An 18133-nucleotide genomic window follows, 5' to 3' on the forward strand; every position below is an offset into this window, starting at 1 on the left:
GCCTGCTGCGCGAGCGTGCCGGCCGTCTCGACGTGGCGACCGGTCGCCTCACCTGCGTCGCCTGCCTCATGGCCGCCAACGCCCTCAACAATCCAGCCTAAGCTCTCGCCCTCAAACAGGCTCTCAGTGCCGCGCTGATCCTCGCATCGATCCTGACGCTGTTCGTGGGTGCGCTTCGCGACGCGGCAGCCGCCTCGGTGCTGTTCGCCTGCTTCGGGGTGGGGCTGGTCCTCACCATCTGCGGGCTCGGCGCCTTTCTCACAGAGATCCTCATGGCGGGTCGTGGCATTCGGATCGAGGTCGATCGGCAACAGGACGAGGTCGCGACAGTTGGAAGCCGCTGACCGCACATCGTTCTCATCGGTGGATGCTGCGGTGACGGTCAGGCTCGGTGGTCGGAGATCGCGCTCGATCAGGCGGTAAGCTTGGAAGCTGTAGCGCGAGATGCAGCAATGACGAGGGTGACGGTGACGCGCCATCGGAGCCGGATGCTTCTGCCGTCGTTGAGCTGCCGGCACAAACGGAGGCGGACGATGGAAAGATCAGCGGAACTTCGCGAGCTTCCGTCGCTGGAGTGGAGCGAGCAGGAGACGTTGGTCGAGGCGGCCGAAGAAGCTGTCCTGGAACCGCTGGCTGATTTTCCCCACATCGACCTGCGTACCGGCGTCGAGCCCTGGGACCGGCGCAGGGCCGCCGGCAAGACGCTGCGGCGGGACCGCCCCCACGCCGATCACGCCGCCTTGTCCGTCGGGTCAGATCGCCCGGATCCCGTCGCGCTCATCGAGGCGGCGCACGAGGGTCGGCAGGCGCATCTGATCCCGCTGCGGGTCGCGCGCATGGCCTCTTCGCCGTTCGCCTTCCTGCGCGGTGCAGCGCAGGTCATGGCCTGGGATCTCGCGCAAGGCGCGCGCGGCGCGATCGACGTGGTGATGAACGGCGACGCCCACATCTCGAACTTCGGGCTGTTCGGCTCGCCCCAGGGCGAGGTCGTGCTCGACCTCAACGACTTCGACGAGGTCACGGTCGGCCCGTGGGAGTGGGACCTCAAACGGCTGTGCGCCAGCATCGAGGTCGCCGCACGCGACGCAGGCGTGCCCAACGGGGAGCGGCGTCAGGCGGTTCTCGACGCCGTCTCAGGCTATCAGCACACGATGGACGATCTCGCCCCACGCGGCTCGCTCGACGTGTGGCAGCATGCCGCCCGCGCCGACGACCTCGCATTCACCGGCATCGCGATCGACGCGCAGTCGCGGGCCGTCGTGCGCAAGGCGGTGGAGAAGGCACGTCGCAAGAACAACAGAAGTCTGCTCGACCGGGTCGGGGAACGGCGGACGGACGGCGGCTGGCGCTTCCGCGAAGACCCGCCGATCCTCACCCGGGTCGACCAGGCGACGCGCCAGGCCGTCACCTCCGGGCTGGAGGGCTACGCCGAGACGTTGCCGCGCGAGCGCCGGTTCATGCTCAGTCGCTACCATGTCGTCGACGTGGCGCACCAGGTCGTCGGGGTGGGCAGCGTCGGGACCCGGGCCTATGTCGCCCTGCTGTGCGGCAATTCGGACCAGGACGCGCTCTTCCTGCAGGTCAAGGAGGCGGTGCGCCCCGCCCACGCGCCGTACCTGCGCGGGATGCCCGAGCCCTATGCGAGCCACGAGGGCGAGCGGGTGATCTACGGCCAGCGGCTCCTGCAGGCGGTGGGGGACCCGCTGCTCGGCTGGACCACGATCAAGGGTCGGCCGTTCTACGTGCGGCAGATGAAGAACATGAAGGGCGAGATCCCGGTCGCGCGCATGACGGGTCGATCGCTGACGTACTTCTCGCACGCCTACGGCGCCCTGCTGGCCAAGGCGCACGCCCGCACCGGGGACGCGGCGGCGATCGCCGGGTACATCGGTCACGATGGTCGCGCCGACTTGCGAGAGGCGCTGGCCAACTGGGCCCTGGCCTACGGTGAGCGGAACGAGGCGGATTATCGAGCCTTCCGCAGCGCAATCGCCTCCGGTCGGCTCACGGCAGCGGACGATCCGCAAATCTGAACGGTCAACAAACTCAGGGTCGCCTCATCCGGGTACGTTCACCTGAAGTTCTGTGAGTACCCCGAGGCGGGGTGTGGTATCAGCGAGACTATGTCTGCTTTCCAGGAGCGAGCCGGATAGCCCGAACGACCGGGATGGGCGCGAAGCGGAAGGTGGCTCAGCTCTTTCGAGGTCGCGCTCAACTCCGCAACTCTCCGCCGAGCGACGACCTGATCATGTCTGTACGCTGCCCTGCAAGCATCAATATGCTTTCTTGCTTCCGGGCGTGGGCAAATCGGCGCTAGGCCATTGCTGGAGGAGAGACTAGCCAAGGGCGCAACAGCTCGCGGGCTAATGCTTCAAGCGTTTTCCTACAATTCCGCGCACGGCCCGCGCTCAAGCGCCGGGCTGCAGGCGCGCGGCGCCGAGGATGCGGCCGTCGGCCCCCTGGAGAAGCACAGCGAGAACCTCGCCCGCGGGCGCCGGTCCCGTGAGGTCGAGCGGCCGGCCCTCCCAGGGACCGAGATCGCGCAGGGACCGCACGACGTTGGTTTGGTCGATGCTGCGCCCGGCATTCTCGCCGCGCGCCACGGCCGTGCGATGGGCCCGGTCGAAGCCAACGACGACGACGCGGGCCGCTCCGTGACCGGGACCGACTGTGACCCGCATCTGCCCGTCGCGCCGGGAAACGACGAGGTCCGCCGCTGAGGTCGCCTCTGTCCGCGCTGCCTCCAGAGCTGCGGCAACGTCGGCGCGGAGCGAGCCGACGACGCTGCGCCGTCCGTCGACGACCATCTGCGGCGTGAAGGTGCCGTCGCCGAGACGGTCAGCGTAGTCGACCTGCCGCTGGGTCGCTCCGTCGAAGGCAAAGGCGTCCTTCCAGCCGAGGCCGTTCCAGTAGGTCACGTGGAAGGCGAGTGCCAGCAGGTCGGGACGGCCCGCCAGCTCGCCCAGCAGCGCCTCGGCTGGCGGGCAGGACGAGCAGCTCTGGGAGGTGAAGAGCTCGACCACGAGCGGCCTAGCCTGCACCGGGACTGGCAGAAGCTGCGCCAGCGCGAGCGGCGCAAGAGCGAGGAAGCGGATCGGCATGGGATGCCATGTCCATATAGGGGTCTAACGCCGTTCTTTCGTCCCGCTCGGACAGCCGTTATACGCGGCGCCAATCCGCGCCCTCCATGCGGCTGCGCTCCGAGTTCTGCTCGCGCCGACTCATGTGCGCTGCGACCTGTGTTTTGGGACTTGCGCGCATGCGCGGCATGGTGCGGGATCGACTTGCGCTGGTTTGGGCCCTTGCTGTGACGCCGACCTCGTCCCCACTTGGAGGTCTTCCGCGTTGATCAATCGTCGCGACATCGGCGTGATCGCACTAGCGACGGCGGGCCTCCTAGCGACGCCGGCGGCCCGGAGCGGCGAGGCCCTGGATCCGGTCCCTGCGCCCCGGCCGGTGCGCATCGCCATGCTGCTGTATCCCGGCATGACCGCGCTCGACGTGATCGGACCGCAGGCGCTGTTGGCAGGGCTCGCGCCCGGCAGTCTCTACCTCGTCGCGCAGCGGGCGGGCGCCGTTGCAAGCGATACGGGCGTCATCGTCGTCGCGCCGATGGACTACGCGGACTGTCCGAAGGATCTCGACGTCCTCTTCGTTCCTGGCGGCGACGGCACTCCAACTCAGATGCGCGATGGCGCGACCCTTGACTTCCTGCGTGATCGGGCGGAGCGCGCCCTTTGGGTGACGAGTGTCTGTACCGGCTCGCTGATCCTCGGGGCGGCTGGCCTGCTGGACGGCTACCGTGCCACCTCGCACTGGTGTGCGCGCGACGCGCTCCTGCCTCTCCTGGGCGCGATCCCGGTGGACGAGCGCGTAGTCTTCGATCGCAACCGCGTCACGGCGGCGGGCATCTCGGCTGGCCTGGACTTCGCGCTGGCGCTGTCGGCGCGCCTCCGAGGCGCGACGTTCGCCCGCACGAGCCAACTCGTGGCCGAGTACGCGCCGCAGCCGCCCTTCCGGGCTGGAACACCTGCGACGGCTGGCCCCGTCATCACGCGCGACGCGTCTGCGATTCTCGACAGGCTGGTCAGGGATGCTCAGTCTGCCGCGGAACACACCCGCTCGCGATGACCGGCATCTTACCCACCATCTCGAGCCTGCGTCGCCCCTTCTTAAGTTCCGTCCCGTCGAGTCCATCAGGCAGGCGCGCAAGCGCCGAGCGACCGGGATGGGCGCCAAGCCGAACGGCAGGTTTTGCGCGCGGTGGCGATTCGAAATGACGTAGGCTGGCCGTTTTCGGTCACCGCGAACCGTAAGCAAATCGGCAGCATTCCACCCAACTCAGCCGTTCAGCGGCGCCCATCAGCGCGGCCGGAACTGGCCAGAAGCGGACGGCCCAGACCTGCTGCGGTTTGAGGGCGCGCTTGGCGCCGAGCTTGCGGCCCGCGTTCCACGGGCGGCGCTCTTCGACGGCGGGGTCATGTTCGGAATGTCCCATCGTCTTTCTCCTACCGGCCCCTGCTGGCCGGGGGGAGAGGGATGGAAGCGCGACGATCGTCGCGGGGCGCCGGTGCTCTGACTCGCGAGGCGGACGCGATCCGTCCGTCGGACCGCTCATGCGACGACGGCGCCATTCGGAAGTGCTATCGCATGCCGCCCGCTCGGGTAGGACGAGCCGTTGTCGCGGAGAATGGGGGCGGGGTGGCGAACACGGACAAGCCATCGTCTCGTATGTCCGACAGTGCCGGGGCGCCCGACGGCATCCGCGTGTCCGACGTCATGGCCACCGACGTCGAGTTCATCGCCGCCGAGGCCACCGTGCAGGAGGCCGCCACGCTGATGGGTGAGATCGAGGTCGGCGCGCTCCCCGTCGGCGCGTCCGAGCGGATCGAGGGCGTCGTCACCGACCGCGACATCCTCTACCGGCTCGTGGCCCGCGGGCGCGACCCGGCCGGCGTGCGGGTGCGTGAGGTGATGTCCCGGTCCGTCGTCTCCTGCCGCCCGACCGACACGGTGCGCGCGGCGATGGACCTGATGGCGGCCAACCACGTACGCCGCCTCGCGGTGACCGGCGAGGGCGGCGCAGTTGTGGGCTGGCTCACCCTCGCCGACCTCTCCCGCCGCCTCCTCGTGGACGAGGCGCCGGTGCAGGCGGCGCTGCGGGCACTCACCGAGCCGCCGGCCTGATCAGCGGCCGTGGCGCCGTCGGGCGCTGCGCCGCGCGGCACCGGGCAGCGCCAGCCGCTCGGCCACGTACTCGGCAAAGGCATGTCCCGCGCCACCGGCGTCGTCGCCCCGCGCCGCCACGAGGGCCAGGACATAGGCGATGCCGGCGCATGACGGCGCGGCGACGTCGGCCAGCGTGCGGCCGAACGCGGGGGGCGCGCCCAGCGCGGCGTCGTAGGCTGCGAGCGTGTCCGCATCGGCGCTCGCCCCCGCGAGCCAGGCCGCGAGGCGGGCCGGGGCCGTGACATCGGTCCCCGCCGTGGCGGCGAGCGCGGCGAAGCGGGCGACCCGCCCGCGCTCGTCCGGCGGCAGGAGGGCGAGGTTCACGCTCAGCGGCATCAGGGTCTGGTGCCGGTTCTGCAGCCAGCCGTGCAGCATCTTCTGCGCGATTGCCTCGGCGAGCTGTCGCTCGGCCGGCGTCGACGCACGCTCCCGGCGGTCCAGGGTCGGGACCGCCTCACTCGGGACGGCCTCAGCAGGGCCGGGATCCGCGGTGGTCCTGCCGCGCAGGCGATCGAGCAGGCCGGCCATCGGGTACGCTCCGCGCTGAAAGGGGGGCTCAGGCGCGTCCCCGTCGCGCCGCGCGCGTCCGCCGTGGGCAGGGTCCGCCCGTTGGTCTATCGCGCGCGGGAGGTCTCGGGTAGCTGCGGCGGTGCGGGACGCCCGTCACGCGCCGCGGGAGGACCGGATGACCTACGATCAGGCGCTTGCCTTCGGCCTGCTCGGCCTCACCATCGCGGCGTTCGTCTGGGATCGCCTGCCCTACGACCTCGTGGCGCTGACCGCGCTCGCCGCCGGCATCGGCCTTGGCCTCGTGCCGGCCGACAAGGCCTTCTCCGGCTTCTCGGACGATATCGTGATCATCGTCGGCTGCGCCCTCGTCCTGTCGGCGGCGATCGCCCGCTCGGGCGCCGTCGAAACGCTGATGCGCCCGCTCACGCCGCGCCTGCGGTCCGTGCGCAGCCAGGTCCCGGCCCTCGTCGGCGGGGTGCTGGCGCTGTCGATGGTCACGAAGAACGTCGGCGCGTTGGCCATCTTCATGCCGATCGCGCTGCAACTCGCCCGCCGGACCGGCACCGCGCCGGCCTCGCTGCTGATGCCGATGGCCTTCGCCTCTCTCATCGGCGGCCTCGTCACGCTGGTGGGCACCTCGCCCAACGTCATCGTCTCGAAGATCCGCGCCGACCTCACCGGCAAGCCCTTCGGCATGTTCGACTACACGCCGGTCGGGCTGTCGATTGCGGTCACCGGCTTCCTGTTCCTGTCGGTGGGCTGGCGCCTGTTGCCGCGCGACCGGCGCGGGGCGGCCTCTCTGGAGGCGGCCTTCAACCTGGAGAGCTACACCACCGAGGCGCGGCTGCCCGCGGGCGGCCCGGCGGCGGGCCTCACGATCGCCGAGGCGGAGGCGCTGGACGACGGCGGCGTGCGGATCGCTACCGTGGTCCGCGAGCGGTTCCGGCGCTACCCAGCCTCCCCGGAGTTCCGGTTGGCGGACGACGATATCCTGCTGCTGCGCGGCGAGCAGGGCGACCTCGAACGGTTCGTGGCCCGGGTGGGCCTCGCGTTGACCGCCCGCGCCGCGGGCGGCGACGACGCGGTGGTCGAGGGGGTGGTCACCGCCGAGTCGGACCTCGTGGGACGCACGCCGACGCAGTTCGACCTGCGGGGGCGCCACGCCCTCGACCTGCTGGCGGTGAGCCGTCGCGGCCGACGCATCGAGGGGCGGCTGTCGACGACGCGGTTGCGGGCCGGGGACGTTGTGGTGCTGCGTGGGGCGGCGGCGGGGGTGCCCGAGGCGCTCGGCGCGCTGCGGGTGCTGCCGCTGGCTGCCCGCGCGCTGGCGCTCGGGCGCAACGACCGCAGCTGGCGGCCGGCCCTCGTGCTGGCGGCGGCGATGGCGCTGGTGGCCGCCCACCTCGTGCCGGTGGCGGTGGCGTTCTTCGGGGCGGTGGTGGCGATCCTGCTGCTGCGCAGCATGACGCCGCACGAGGCGTACGCGGCCGTGGAATGGCCGGTGCTGGTCCTGCTGGGGGCGCTTATCCCGGTCTCGGAAGCGATCAGCACGACGGGGGGCGCCGACCTCATCGCGGCTTGGCTGACCCAGGTCGTGCAGGACCTCTCGCCCACCGCGGCGCTGGCGGCGACCCTGGTGCTGGCCATGGCGGTGACGCCGTTCCTCAACAACGCCGCGACCGTGCTCGTGATGGGCCCGATCGCGGCGCGGCTGGCCGAGCGGTTGGGGCTGAACGTGGACCCGTTCCTGATGGCGGTGGCGCTGGGGGCGGCCTGCGACTTCCTCACGCCGATCGGGCACCAGTGCAACACGCTCGTGATGGGACCGGGGGGCTACCGCTTCGGCGACTACGCCCGATTGGGCTTCCCCCTGTCGATCCTCGTCATCGCGCTGGGCGTGCCGCTCATCGCCCTGTTCTGGCCGTTGCGGGGCACTTGAACCGATGGAAGCATCACGGGGTGCGGATCGGAGATACGCGCTCGTCGTGAACCCGACCCCATAGCGCCGGACGTTCGGTACCGCTGTTCCCTCCATGAAGCAGAACGGATATGCTGCGTCTGGCCGTAAGCCGTCGGTCCGCTTCGGAGTGACCTGACCGGCTGGCTTTGGACCGGGCTGATTGAGAGGATCAGCCTGGACCAGATGAGTTGGGGATGAAGCGAGGAAAGAGGCCAAGCGCGGAGTAGGTCGTGCTGACGCTGCGCCAGATTGAGGTGCAGACGGCGCAAGGCACGAGCATCGCCGTTGCCTGCAAGGAAGCGGACGTCTCCGAGCAGAGCTACTACCGCTGGCGCAAGGAGTACGGCGGCCTGAAGGTCGATCACGCCAAGAAGATGAAGGATTTGGAGCGCGAGAACGCGCGACTTCGTCGCTTGGTGGCCGATCTATCTCTGGAGAAACAGGTGCTGGCGGACGTCGTCTCGGGAAACTTGTAGCCCCCGAGCGACGCCGACAGGCGGTGGACGGCATCCGGGAGAAGTACGGCCTCTCGGAACGTCACGCCGGCCGACGAGGATGCACTGATTCGTGCCATCATCGCCCTGGTGTCCAAATACGGACGCTACGGCTATCGCCGCGTCACCGCGCTGCTGCAGGCAGGAGCTATGCGGGAGATAGGGTGACGCGGGGAGCGTGAAGGCGGTGTATCGAGGCTGGTGTCGAGCCTGCCAGAACCTCTCATCGAGAGCGATACGCCATGGACAGCCCTACCAACATCGTTTGGCCTCGTCAGCCTGATGCGATCGAGGATCCCCTGACCGAAGTGCTACGCGCGGGCGCACGCCCGCCTACCGCGGCGTGTCCGTTGGGTCGGCATCGACGCCGGGATCGCCGCGGCTGTCCTTCGCCGCCCGCAATTCGGCGATGAGATCGCGCTTCGAGGCCTCGTCTGGCGTCGATGGCGCCACGCCGAACGCCGGCAGGATGTAGGCGCTCATCATGTAGCGCATGATCTGCAAGCACTTCGCGTCGCGCAGGCCTCCGTCCACCGGCAGCATGCCAGTCATCGTGACGACAGCGTCGTGCTTCGGCAGCACGACGATGTTCTGCCCCTTGAACCCCATCGTGTCGAACTCCTGCTGCGCACCCCCCTCCACGCCGCCCTCGACGATGTTGTTAATCCACCAGTAGTATCCGAAGAACGGCGTGCTCTGGGCGCTCGTCATCTGCCTGACCCAATCCGCTGGAACGACCTGCCCGCCCTCCCAACGGCCGCCTTGCAACGCGAGCATGCCGAGCCGCGCCATGTCGACCGCGCGGAGCCTCAGACCCCACCCCCCCGAGACGAGTCCCTTTTCGTCAGCACGCACCCACTCGTAGCGTTTCATGCCAAGAGGCCTGAAGAGCTTCTCCTCCGCATAATCCTCGATCTTCTTCCCGGAGGCGGCGCTCAACATGGCAGTCGCGATAACTGGATTGACATCCATGTACTGGAACACCTTCCCGGGCGTCAGCGCCGGCGTGGTCGTGGCGGCCAGCTTGAGCCGGTCAGGCGCCTCGTAGTAGATCGGGTCTTTCGGGGGCTTGAAGTCATAGCGCAGCCCGGTCGTCATGTTGAGGACGTTGCGCAGCTTGACCTCGCCTTTGTCGGCGACCGCTTCCTTGAGGTCCGGCCGCCAGCCGCCGACGACGTCCTTCACACTGCTGTCGAGCGAGATCTTGCCCTCGGCGATGAGCTGCCCCGCGAGAACCGCCGTTGCAGCCTTGGTGATAGAATACATTTCGTAGTTCGCGTCACGGTCGAGCCCGGCGCTGTATCGCTCGAAGACGATCCTGCCGCCCTTGACGACGACCAGGCTGCGAATGTCGTACCTGTTCTCGCGGATCCAACGCGAGAGCTGCACCAACCTAGCGGAATCGACGCCGGCCTCCTCGGGCCAGGTCGTCAGCAGTTCGCCCGGCCCCCCGCCGGACGGAGCCGCGGTCTCGGCGGCCTGCGCGTCCGTTGCCCTCGGCACGGCGAAGCCAACGGTGGCAAGGGCGATGGCCCCGAGCGTGGCGCGAGTTCTCGAAGACGATTTGCCCATGTTCCTCACCTCGTTCGCTGATCGGCTGGCGAGCTGGCGGCGGAGCGCCGCCCGTCCGTCGTTTGGAATAGGCCCTACCGCTCGGGGCCGTCGTTGAAGGCGAGACCCGTGCCCGGCTCGCCCTGCGACTGCGAAGCCAGTTCCAGCTCGCGCCGCAGCGCCTCTCGGCGCGACGCGTCGGGCGATGGCCTGGGGGTGTCGTGCATCGCCGGCAGGATGAAATCGTTGACCATGCGCCGGTAGAGGTTCAGGTACGTCGCCGTGCGCAGGCCGCCGTCCGTAGGCAGGATGCTCGTCATCACGATCACGGCGTTCCGCTCGGGCAGGACCGTGATGAACTGTCCCTTGAAACCCATCGCCCCGAACTCCGGCTCGGACTCCACGACGTGGTTGATCCACGTGTAGTAGCCGTAGTCCATCGCCGCCTGGGAGCTGGCGCACATCCGACGGATCCAGGCCCGCGACACGACCTGGCGCCCTTCCCAGTCGCCGTCGCGAAGCATGAGCAAACCGATCTTCGCCATGTCGATTGCGCGAAGCCGGAGCCCCCATCCCCCGGACACCATTCCGGTGCCGTCGAGGCCTGTCCATTTCGCGTTTCGCATCCCCAACGGCCGGAAGAGATGCGCCTCCGCGAACGCCTGCTCCGGCTCGCCCGCGGCGGCCTGCATGGCCGCGCCCACCAGGACCGGGTTGGCGTCGGTGTACTCGAACTGGGTCGCTGGCGGGATGCGCGGGGTCGCGGACAGCGCCACACCGAGCCGGTCGGGCGCCCGGAAGTAGAGCGGGTCGGAGCCTTCGACCTGCCGGTAAAGGAGTCCGCTCGACATCGTCATGAGGTCGCGCAGCCTGAGGCCGCCCTTGTCGCGCACGGCGTCGACGAGCCCGGGACGAAGCTTCAGTATCCAGGGAGCCACCGCGTCTTCGGCGTCGATCCTGCGCTGGTCGGCGAGGATGCCGAAGTTGAGCGCCGTGACGGTCTTGGTGATCGAGTACAGTTCGTGGTTATAATCCCGGTCGAGGCCGCGGCTGTAGCGTTCGAAAATCAGCTTGCCGTCCTTAACCACGAGCAGGCTTCGTACGTCCAGACGATCTCGACGGATCCACTCTGACATGCGCACGAGCACGGTGGAGTCGACCCCCACCTCTTCCGGTGAGGCGATGCCGATCCCCGGCTCAGTTACGGCCTCCCCCGTCCCCCGAGAGGTCGCCCCTGAGCTTGCGAGCAGCACGACGGAAAGCGCTACAGACAGGCATCTGGTTGGTGCGGATCTGATCATGGCGTTCTCCGTCTGGGGTCATGCCGGAAGCGCGGCTTCGCAGGGGCCGGACGGGCGGCGAGCCATCCGGACGGGGTCGTGGACCCGCGCGGCGCCTAGCGCCTCGGCCGACGCCGCGCGGATGTCGGGCGGAACCCTGATCGCCCCACCCCCGGCGCCACGGCGCCGGGTTCGCGAGCCGGGGGCCGGGGCCGGCGGTCAGCCTTCCGCCACGCTCCGCGCGACGTGCGTGCCGTGCCCCTTGGATCCCACGAGCCGATTGTCGCGCACCACGAACCGGCCGCGCACGAGGGTCGAGGCCGGCCAGGCGGAGACTTCGATCCCCTCGTAGGGGGTGTAGTCGCAGGCGTCGTGGAGCAGGTCGTGCGTGATCCTCGTCGGCCGATCGGGATCCCAAATCGCGATATCGGCGTCGCAGCCCACCGCGATGGTGCCCTTGCGCGGGTACAGCCCGTAGATCTTGGCGTGGTTGGTCGACGTCAGCGAGACGAAGCGGTTCAGGTCGATCCGCCCCTTGGCCACACCTTCGGAAAACAGGATCGGCAGGCGCGTGGCGATGCCCGGTATCCCGTTGGGAACCCAGCGGAAGCTGGATCTGCCACGCGGGGCGAGCTTGCCGGCGGGGTCGTCGTAGCGGAACGGGCAGTGGTCGGACGAGAACACGTCGAACACGCCGGTACGCAGGCCCTCCCAGCAAGCCTCCTGGCTGGCAAAGTCCCGGGGCGGGGGCGAGCAGACCGCCTTCGCACCCACCATGCCGATCCCGTCCAGGTCGGCCTCGGTGAGGACGAGGTATTGCGGGCAGGTCTCGGCGTGGACCGGAAGTCCTCGGTTCCGGGCGCGGCGGATCTCCTCCATGGCCCCGCGGTTCGAGACGTGAACGATCATGATCCGAACGTCCACGATCTCGGACAGGGAGATGGCCCGGTGGGTCGCCTCCCGCTCGACGGGGATCGGGCGCGAGGCGGCGTGGAAGCGGGGGGCGGTCCGTCCGAGCCGTTCCAGGCGATCGGTCAGGAAGCGGATGGCGTCGTCGTTCTCGGCATGGACCATCACGAGAGCGCCGGTCTCGCGGCCAACCTGCATCACCTCCAGCATCTGGCGGTCGCTCAGCGCCAGGCCCTCGTAGGTCATGAAGACCTTGAACGAGGTGTAGCCGTCAGCCACGAGGGCGGGAAGTTCCTGGCCGAGCACCGCCTCGGTTGGGTCGGTCACGATCAGGTGGAACGCGGTGTCGACGTAGCACTGCCCTGCCGCCTTTGCGTGATAATCCACGAGCGCCGCCCGCAAACCCTGGCCGCGCCGCTGCAGGCAGAAGGGCAACACCGTGCCGTTGCCGCCGAAGGCGGCCGAACGCGTGCCGCTCTCGAAGTCGTCGGCCATGACCTCGCCGGGCGGGCCAGGCTGGGCGAGGTGGACGTGGCTGTCGATTCCCGCCGGCAGGACGAGGCGTCCGCGGGCGTCGACGATCTCGTCCGCGGTGCCGAGGTCGTCGCCGAGGGCTGCGATGCGACCGTCGCAGATCGCAACGTCGCACTCGAAGGTGTCGGCCGCCGTCGCGACGCGTCCCCCTCGTATGATCAGATCGAACTTCGCCATCGTGTGCCTCCTGTCCCGGCGGACCCGTGTGCGAGCGGTCGGCTCGCGGCTTCCTCAGTCCCGATGCTCGATTCGGCGCGCCAGAGCGTCGGCCAGGCCGGTCGTCGTCTTTGGGGCCGGGCGCCTGAAGGTGCCGGCGGTGGCCTTGCGCGGCGACAGGGCGACGAGCGCCTCCGCCTGCTTCACCGCGGCCGCGATCGGATCCACCAGCGGTACCGGCACCCGATCGGCAACGCGGGGCGCCAGGCCCGCGAGGGGGGCCCCCCCCAGGATGATCACGTCAGCACCATCCTCCTCGACGGCACGGAGGGCGAGATCAACCAGCAGGCCCTCCTTCTCGCCCTGAACCGACGACAGGGCGCGGAACGGTCCGCCGAGGGCGCGGACCCCGGCGCAGCGGCCGGCGAGCCCGAGCATGGCCACGCAGTCCTCATACCAGGGCCCAAGCGCCTGGGCGAAGGTCACGATCGCGAAGCGTCGCCCCAGCATGCAAGCGGTCAGCATGGCCGCCTCGGCCAGACCGACAACCGGAATGTCGAAAAGCTCCCGGGCGCCGAGCAGGCCGGGATCGCCGAAGGCCGCGATGATCGCCGCGTCGACGTCGGCGTGCCGTTCGGCCAGCATCTCGAGGGCGATGGCGCCGCCGATCTGCGCCTCGGCGCGCGTGGCGATGTAAGGGACGCCGTAGGCCGCGGTCGCCGACACCAGTTCCGTACCGGGCGCGGCCGCCGCGCGGCCGGCCGCGACCAGGAGGTCGGTGACGTCCGCGCTGGTGTTGGGATTGAGGACGAGGACGTTCATCGAAGGTTCCTTGGGATCAGCGCGCGCGAGCCGGATCGGCGCCGAACGCCGCCGGCAGGTCGAAGACGCGGCCGAGGTCGCGCCAACGGCTCGGGTCGAGACCGACCGTCGCCAGGCATTTCCAGAGTGTGACCGCGACGGAGTCGTAGATCGGCAACCCGAGCTCTGCCTCCAGGCCGGCTGCGGCGAGGGCTCCGCGCATGTTCGTGCACACGACCGCCACCGCATCGCAGCCCTCAGCCGCAACCTCTCGGACGAGTGATGCAACGGTGTCCTCGGAGACTTGGGCGAAGGAGAAGTTGTCCCGTCGGCCGAGATGGCGCTCTGCTGGGCAGGCGAACCCGGCCTCGGTCCAGTTGGCGCGGATGCGATCCTGCACGTCGGTCAGGTACGGGGTGACGAGGCCTATGCGCCGCGCGCCCGTCCGCTGGAAGATCTCGCGGTAGGCGAGCACGGTCGTGCAGGCCGGGATGCCGGTCGCCGCGGTGATGCGCTCGCACAGCCGCTCGTCCCGCTCGTAGCCGAGCCAACCCGCCGACGTGCCATTCCACGCGATCACGTCGACCCGCGCGTCGGCCAGGAGTTCGGCGGCGCGCAGCATGCCGCCGTCGTCGAACTGGCCGAGGGCATTCTCCGAGAGCGCGATCTCCGTGACGCGGAAGCGCGAGACGTGCACGGAGACGTCGTCCGCGCCGTCCGGAGCAGCGGCGAGCAGCGCCGCCGTCGTCGGCTCCAGGACGGTGTTCGACGAGGGCGTCAGCATCCCGAGACGCACCGGAGTGTTCGCGGCCTTGTCCATCGCGTTATCCTGTCCTCGATACTTCGGGCGGTCAGACCGGTAGCCGGCCGCGGTAGTCGATGAGGGTCGAGCAGATCAGGAGCGCGACGCCCGCTCCGGCGAAGAACATCAGGGCCAGGAAGTACGACCCGGTCGCCTGGACGACGAACCCGACGACGACGGGCACGGTGATGCCGGCGACGTTGCCGCCGAGGTTCATGCAGCCGCCGAGCAGGCCGGCGCGCTCGCGGCCGCCGAGGATCGGCGGGATCGCCCAGTACATCCCGCACCAGCGCAGGAAGAATAGCGTCACGGCCAGGAGGATCACGACGGTCGCCGCGTCGCCGACGTATGCGACGGAGAAGATCGAGACCGTGGCGACGATCGCGGCTATCGCGAACATCGTCCGGAAGACAACGTTCGGACGCCCGCCGCGGGCGAGCCAGCCATCGCATATGAATCCGCCGACGATCTCGCCCACGAAGCCACTGAAGAAGATCAGGAAGGAGGCGCCGCCGAGAGTCTTGATGTTGAGGCCGTGGACCCTGAACAGGTAGGTCGGCATCCAGGTCAGCAAGCCGTAGAACACGGCGTTGAAGAACATCCAGCCGAGGCACATGCACCAGGTCGAGCGGAACCGAAAGTAGGTGGCCCAAGAGACGTGGGCCGGGCCGGGGCCGCTCGCATCCTCGGCGGCGTGCGCCGCCTCGATGAAGCGCGCCTCCGCCTCGTTGACCCCGGCGTGCTCGCGCGGCGAGTTGCGGATGTACCACCAAGCCCCGACGCCACACAGTATCGTGCCGGCGCCGGCCACGGCGAAGGCCATCCGCCACGAATCGAAGGCGCCGATCAGCCACGCGATGACGATGGAACCCAGTGCGGCCCCGAGCGGAGCCCCGCCGTCGAGCAGCGCGGCACCGCGGGCCCGCTCGTGGCGCGTCATCCAGATCGCGTTGAGCTTGCCGCCGGCCGGATAGATCGGCGCTTCGGAGGCGCCGAGCCCGAGGCGGGTCAGGAGCAGGCCGACCCAGCTCGTGGTGAGCGCGGCGACGCCCTGGAAGAAGCCCCAACCGATCGTCGCGAGGCCGATGACGAGCCTCGGCTTGAAGCGGTCGGCCAGGAGGCCGCCCGGGATCTGCATGAGCGCGTAGGTCCAGAAGAACGAACTCAGCAGCAGGCCTTGCAACGCAGGGTCGAGATCGAACTCCTTGGCGATCAGCGGCATCGCCACCGAGAGCGAGGCGCGGTCGATGTAATTGATCGAGATCAGTGCCAGCATCAGCAGGAACAGCTTCCAGCGGACGTTCGAGCGAACGTCCCCTGCGGTCGCTACGGCGGTCGTGCTCATTTCCGCATCCTCCCTGTCCATAGGGGCATCGAACGCGATGCCCCAACGATGACCTCGACCGGCACGAGGGCGCGCTCGCGCGGACGGTCGGCGTCCGGCGGATATGCCTGGCTGCTGCATGCTGGGCGGGCGGCTTGCTGTTTTCGCCGCGATCGCATCAGATTAGCCATTGCCTTCAGGATGGCAAGATATATTTTGCGTGCTGCATGCAATTAATTAGAAAATCCCACCGCCGCCTCGTGACGGCGGCCGCCGACGCCGTCGGCGGACCTCGCGCAATCGGCCCCCGACGGCGGCCCGCGCCCGGACCCAAGCGATGACGGAGGTGCGCCGGACACGCGGCAGACCCCGCAAAACGCAGCAGCCCGACGCGAAGCCGCTCCTGGTCACGGTCGGGCTGCACGAGAAGGTGAGCCATCATCTCCGGGACATGATCCTGACGGGCGCCTTGGCCCCGGGCCGGGAACTCGTCGAGGTCGACCTATCGGCCGCGCTGGGCGTCTCGCGCACACCGGTCCGCGAGGCGCTTAAGCTCCTGGCCGTCGAGGGGATGGTCGAACTCCGGCCCAATCGTTCGGCCCGGGTGCCGGATCTGCAGCCCGAGGCGATCACGCAGCTCTTCGAGGCGATCGCCGGTATCGAGCGGATCGCGGCCGAACTCGCGGCCGCCCGGATCACCGACGCGGAACTGACCAACCTGCGGATTCTGCAGGACGAGATGGAAGGTTATCACCGCGCGACGGACCTCGCGCCCTACTTCGCGATCAACCAGCGGATCCACAGGCTGATCGTGGGCGCCAGCCGCAACAAGCCTCTGCAGGAAGCCCACGAAAGCCTCTATGGGCGGGCCGAGCTCGTACGCCGTCGCGCCCTACGAACACCCGAGCGCTGGGACGAATCCGTGGCGGAGCACCGCGCCATCTTCCACGCCTTGGAGGCTCGCGACAGCTCCCGCGCCGGCACCTTGCTAAGCGACCACGTGAGCCGGACCGGGACGGTCGTCCTCCGCCACGTCACGGCTGCCGGACGATCCGCGGAAGCGACCCAAGCGGGCGTCCAATGATAGACTCACGACGACGGGTGCTCCTAAGCCTGCGCATCCTGACACTGATTGACAAGCACAGCCGGGCTTGTTTCGCGCTGAAGGTTGCCGAGCGGATCAACAGCCTGGGTGTGATCGGGGTTCTGGCAGATGCGATGTGCCTACATAGCATCCCCGACAACATCCGCTGCAACAACGTCCTAGGTAGCGAGGGAAGACGGCGGGCCGGGCAACAAGTCTTCGTCCGCGAACACGCGCTCGCGGCGTGAACTTCGTCGACGTCGATCCAGGCGATTCAGAGAGGGCGATTGAGGGGGTGACGGTCCGCGGCGACGGATTCATTCAAGCTCTGGAAGATGATCCTGGCGGGCGGCGTGGCCGAAGCACTGGACGTCGTGGGCGCTGGCAGCCTGTGGGATCACTTCGCGGCCATCCCGGATCGGCGCGGCCGCAAAGGGCGCCAGTACGGACTGTCCGCCGTCCTGAACCTGTCTCTGGCGGCCGTGCTGTCGGGGCCCAACGATTCGCGCGCCGTGTTCCGGTGGGGCCGACGGCTGCCGCCAGCGGCGCTGTTCCGCCTCGGCCTGGAGCGGGTGCCCTGCCACGCCACGTACCACGACCTCTTCAAGGCCCTCGACGTGGCGGCGACCGAGGCGGTGCTGGGGACCTGGGTGCGTGGTGCGGCCGAACCGGATCGGAGCTTGGGTCACGTGGCGTTCGACGGCAAGCGGTTGCGCGGCTCGGCGGGGGCGGACCACGACGGCAGCGGCGGCGCGCATCTGGTGGCGGCAATCGCCATCAGATTGGGCGGGGTGATCGGCCAGTTGCAGGTGGCACCCGACGCCAACGAGGTCACAGCGGCCCTGACGCTGCTCAAGAGCTGCCGTTGCACGGCGCCCTCGTCACCGGCGACGCGATGTTCTGCCAGCGGGCGATCTGCTAGGGCATCCGGCACTACGGCCTGCTTGCCAGTGCCGGCCGCAAGGCCAACCTCGCCCGCGCCAGGGACCTGCTCGCCGTCCCGCCACCGACCGAGATCGAGGCGGAGCGATCGTCGGCGTGGCGCCCGGCGTGCCCGTGCTGCGGCGGGCGCATGATCATCATCGCGGCCATCCCGAGCCCGGCTCAGCCGCGCGTACCACCCACCGCGCCGCGCCCCTCCGCGATGAGGGCGTCGTGACCCGGCCCGTTCCAGTCCAGCCCCGCGTCGAAGCCGTGTCGCTTCGGCCAGCGAGCCGCCGCGTGCCCAACCCGGCCGCAACCATCGCCGTCGTGCCGATCGTCGCCCCACCGGCCCGCCGCCGCTGCGCCACGCCCCCGCAGGTGCGTCTAAACCCGCGTGTTGGCCGCCCCACCCCGCCCCCCAAGGGCAGGTCCGTGCCACCGGCTGACCCCGCGCTCAGCCCGCAGATCTTCCAATCCCCATAGACGGTGCGCTCGCACCACCGCGGGTTCGTGCTGGGGCGGTTTGCGGACGCCGGCGCTCAGCCCAGCCGCATGACCTGCGCCGGCCGGCATCC

General features: G+C 69.5%; 14 protein-coding genes and 4 pseudogenes. 9 read left to right on the top strand and 9 right to left on the bottom strand.

Annotated elements, in window-relative coordinates; translation table 11 throughout:
- Positions 1–143: 143 nt before the first annotated feature.
- A pseudogene (locus Q8W71_RS30225) lies at positions 144–344 on the top strand (DUF2721 domain-containing protein); the annotation flags it as partial.
- A 189-nt stretch (positions 345–533) separates the two neighbouring features.
- Entirely contained in the window at positions 534–2033 is a 1500-nt protein-coding gene (locus Q8W71_RS30230) for a DUF2252 domain-containing protein (protein ID WP_370875582.1), read from the top strand.
- 375 nt (positions 2034–2408) lie between these two features.
- Here the strand turns inward: Q8W71_RS30230 and Q8W71_RS30235 are convergent, their stop codons facing one another.
- The gene (locus tag Q8W71_RS30235; protein WP_305529084.1) at positions 2409–3101 is read right to left on the bottom strand and encodes a DUF1223 domain-containing protein; all 693 of its coding nucleotides are present in this window, start codon (positions 3099–3101) and stop codon (positions 2409–2411) included.
- Positions 3102–3345: 244 nt separating this feature from the next.
- On the opposite strand from Q8W71_RS30235, the gene Q8W71_RS30240 reads away from it, so the two are divergent.
- The gene (locus Q8W71_RS30240; protein ID WP_305529085.1) at positions 3346–4131 is read left to right on the top strand and encodes a DJ-1/PfpI family protein; all 786 of its coding nucleotides are present in this window, start codon (positions 3346–3348) and stop codon (positions 4129–4131) included.
- Positions 4132–4300: 169 nt separating this feature from the next.
- On the opposite strand, the gene Q8W71_RS30245 is transcribed toward Q8W71_RS30240, so the two are convergent.
- A complete protein-coding gene (locus tag Q8W71_RS30245) occupies positions 4301–4498 on the bottom strand; it encodes a hypothetical protein (protein ID WP_305529086.1) in 198 nt (65 codons plus the stop codon).
- Between the two features lie 233 nt (positions 4499–4731).
- On the opposite strand from Q8W71_RS30245, the gene Q8W71_RS30250 reads away from it, so the two are divergent.
- A complete protein-coding gene (locus Q8W71_RS30250; protein WP_305529087.1) occupies positions 4732–5187 on the top strand; it encodes a CBS domain-containing protein in 456 nt (151 codons plus the stop codon).
- On the opposite strand, the gene Q8W71_RS30255 is transcribed toward Q8W71_RS30250, so the two are convergent.
- Positions 5188–5757 carry a hypothetical protein gene (locus Q8W71_RS30255; RefSeq protein WP_305529088.1) on the bottom strand — a complete coding sequence of 190 codons (570 nt, stop codon included), beginning with the start codon at positions 5755–5757 and terminating at the stop codon, positions 5188–5190.
- A gap of 157 nt (positions 5758–5914) precedes the next feature.
- Between Q8W71_RS30255 and Q8W71_RS30260 the strand changes: the two genes are divergently transcribed.
- Positions 5915–7678 carry an SLC13 family permease gene (locus tag Q8W71_RS30260; RefSeq protein ID WP_305529089.1) on the top strand — a complete coding sequence of 588 codons (1764 nt, stop codon included), beginning with the start codon at positions 5915–5917 and terminating at the stop codon, positions 7676–7678.
- Positions 7679–7929: 251 nt separating this feature from the next.
- Positions 7930–8337: pseudogene (locus Q8W71_RS30265) on the top strand (transposase); the annotation flags it as partial.
- 189 nt (positions 8338–8526) lie between these two features.
- Here Q8W71_RS30265 and Q8W71_RS30270 read toward each other — a convergent pair.
- The 6 genes from Q8W71_RS30270 to Q8W71_RS30295 all read right to left on the bottom strand — a co-directional run bounded on the left by Q8W71_RS30270 (position 8527) and on the right by Q8W71_RS30295 (position 15571).
- Positions 8527–9765, bottom strand: a complete 1239-nt coding sequence (locus Q8W71_RS30270) for a serine hydrolase domain-containing protein (protein ID WP_305529090.1) — start codon at positions 9763–9765, stop codon at positions 8527–8529.
- A 74-nt stretch (positions 9766–9839) separates the two neighbouring features.
- A complete protein-coding gene (locus Q8W71_RS30275) occupies positions 9840–11045 on the bottom strand; it encodes a serine hydrolase domain-containing protein (protein WP_305529091.1) in 1206 nt (401 codons plus the stop codon).
- 198 nt (positions 11046–11243) lie between these two features.
- A complete protein-coding gene (hydA, locus tag Q8W71_RS30280) occupies positions 11244–12644 on the bottom strand; it encodes a dihydropyrimidinase (RefSeq protein WP_305529092.1) in 1401 nt (466 codons plus the stop codon).
- Between the two features lie 54 nt (positions 12645–12698).
- On the bottom strand, positions 12699–13445 hold the full coding sequence (locus Q8W71_RS30285) for an aspartate/glutamate racemase family protein (protein WP_305529093.1): 747 nt from the start codon (positions 13443–13445) through the stop codon (positions 12699–12701).
- A 16-nt stretch (positions 13446–13461) separates the two neighbouring features.
- Positions 13462–14244: a maleate cis-trans isomerase family protein gene (locus Q8W71_RS30290; RefSeq protein ID WP_305529094.1), complete on the bottom strand. Its 783-nt coding sequence runs from the start codon at positions 14242–14244 to the stop codon at positions 13462–13464.
- Between the two features lie 31 nt (positions 14245–14275).
- Positions 14276–15571: an MFS transporter gene (locus Q8W71_RS30295; RefSeq protein WP_305529095.1), complete on the bottom strand. Its 1296-nt coding sequence runs from the start codon at positions 15569–15571 to the stop codon at positions 14276–14278.
- Positions 15572–15887: 316 nt separating this feature from the next.
- Here Q8W71_RS30295 and Q8W71_RS30300 point away from each other — a divergent pair, with 316 nt between their 5' ends.
- The 3 genes and pseudogenes from Q8W71_RS30300 to Q8W71_RS30310 form a co-directional block, all read left to right on the top strand.
- Positions 15888–16634, top strand: a complete 747-nt coding sequence (locus tag Q8W71_RS30300; protein WP_305529096.1) for a GntR family transcriptional regulator — start codon at positions 15888–15890, stop codon at positions 16632–16634.
- Positions 16635–16660: 26 nt separating this feature from the next.
- A pseudogene (locus Q8W71_RS33025) lies at positions 16661–16810 on the top strand (IS3 family transposase); the annotation flags it as partial.
- Positions 16811–17025: 215 nt separating this feature from the next.
- A pseudogene (locus Q8W71_RS30310) lies at positions 17026–17553 on the top strand (ISAs1 family transposase); the annotation flags it as partial.
- Positions 17554–18133 lie beyond the last annotated feature (580 nt).

This window comes from Methylobacterium amylolyticum, from assembly GCF_030700245.1.
Taxonomy (GTDB): domain Bacteria; phylum Pseudomonadota; class Alphaproteobacteria; order Rhizobiales; family Beijerinckiaceae; genus Methylobacterium.

Excerpts from the sequence above, each read along its gene's own strand:
- Q8W71_RS30285 (WP_305529093.1), bottom strand. The coding sequence starts at position 13,445 with ATGAACGTCCTCGTCCTCAATCCCAACACCAGCGCGGACGTCACCGAC.
- Q8W71_RS30295 (WP_305529095.1), bottom strand. The coding sequence starts at position 15,571 with ATGAGCACGACCGCCGTAGCGACCGCAGGGGACGTTCGCTCGAACGTC.
- Q8W71_RS30300 (WP_305529096.1), top strand. The coding sequence starts at position 15,888 with ATGACGGAGGTGCGCCGGACACGCGGCAGACCCCGCAAAACGCAGCAG.
- Q8W71_RS30230 (WP_370875582.1), top strand. The coding sequence starts at position 534 with ATGGAAAGATCAGCGGAACTTCGCGAGCTTCCGTCGCTGGAGTGGAGC.
- Q8W71_RS30270 (WP_305529090.1), bottom strand. The coding sequence starts at position 9,765 with ATGGGCAAATCGTCTTCGAGAACTCGCGCCACGCTCGGGGCCATCGCC.
- Q8W71_RS30260 (WP_305529089.1), top strand. The coding sequence starts at position 5,915 with ATGACCTACGATCAGGCGCTTGCCTTCGGCCTGCTCGGCCTCACCATC.
- Q8W71_RS30290 (WP_305529094.1), bottom strand. The coding sequence starts at position 14,244 with ATGGACAAGGCCGCGAACACTCCGGTGCGTCTCGGGATGCTGACGCCC.
- Q8W71_RS30250 (WP_305529087.1), top strand. The coding sequence starts at position 4,732 with ATGTCCGACAGTGCCGGGGCGCCCGACGGCATCCGCGTGTCCGACGTC.
- Q8W71_RS30245 (WP_305529086.1), bottom strand. The coding sequence starts at position 4,498 with ATGGGACATTCCGAACATGACCCCGCCGTCGAAGAGCGCCGCCCGTGG.
- Q8W71_RS30255 (WP_305529088.1), bottom strand. The coding sequence starts at position 5,757 with ATGGCCGGCCTGCTCGATCGCCTGCGCGGCAGGACCACCGCGGATCCC.
- hydA (WP_305529092.1), bottom strand. The coding sequence starts at position 12,644 with ATGGCGAAGTTCGATCTGATCATACGAGGGGGACGCGTCGCGACGGCG.
- Q8W71_RS30275 (WP_305529091.1), bottom strand. The coding sequence starts at position 11,045 with ATGATCAGATCCGCACCAACCAGATGCCTGTCTGTAGCGCTTTCCGTC.
- Q8W71_RS30235 (WP_305529084.1), bottom strand. The coding sequence starts at position 3,101 with ATGCCGATCCGCTTCCTCGCTCTTGCGCCGCTCGCGCTGGCGCAGCTT.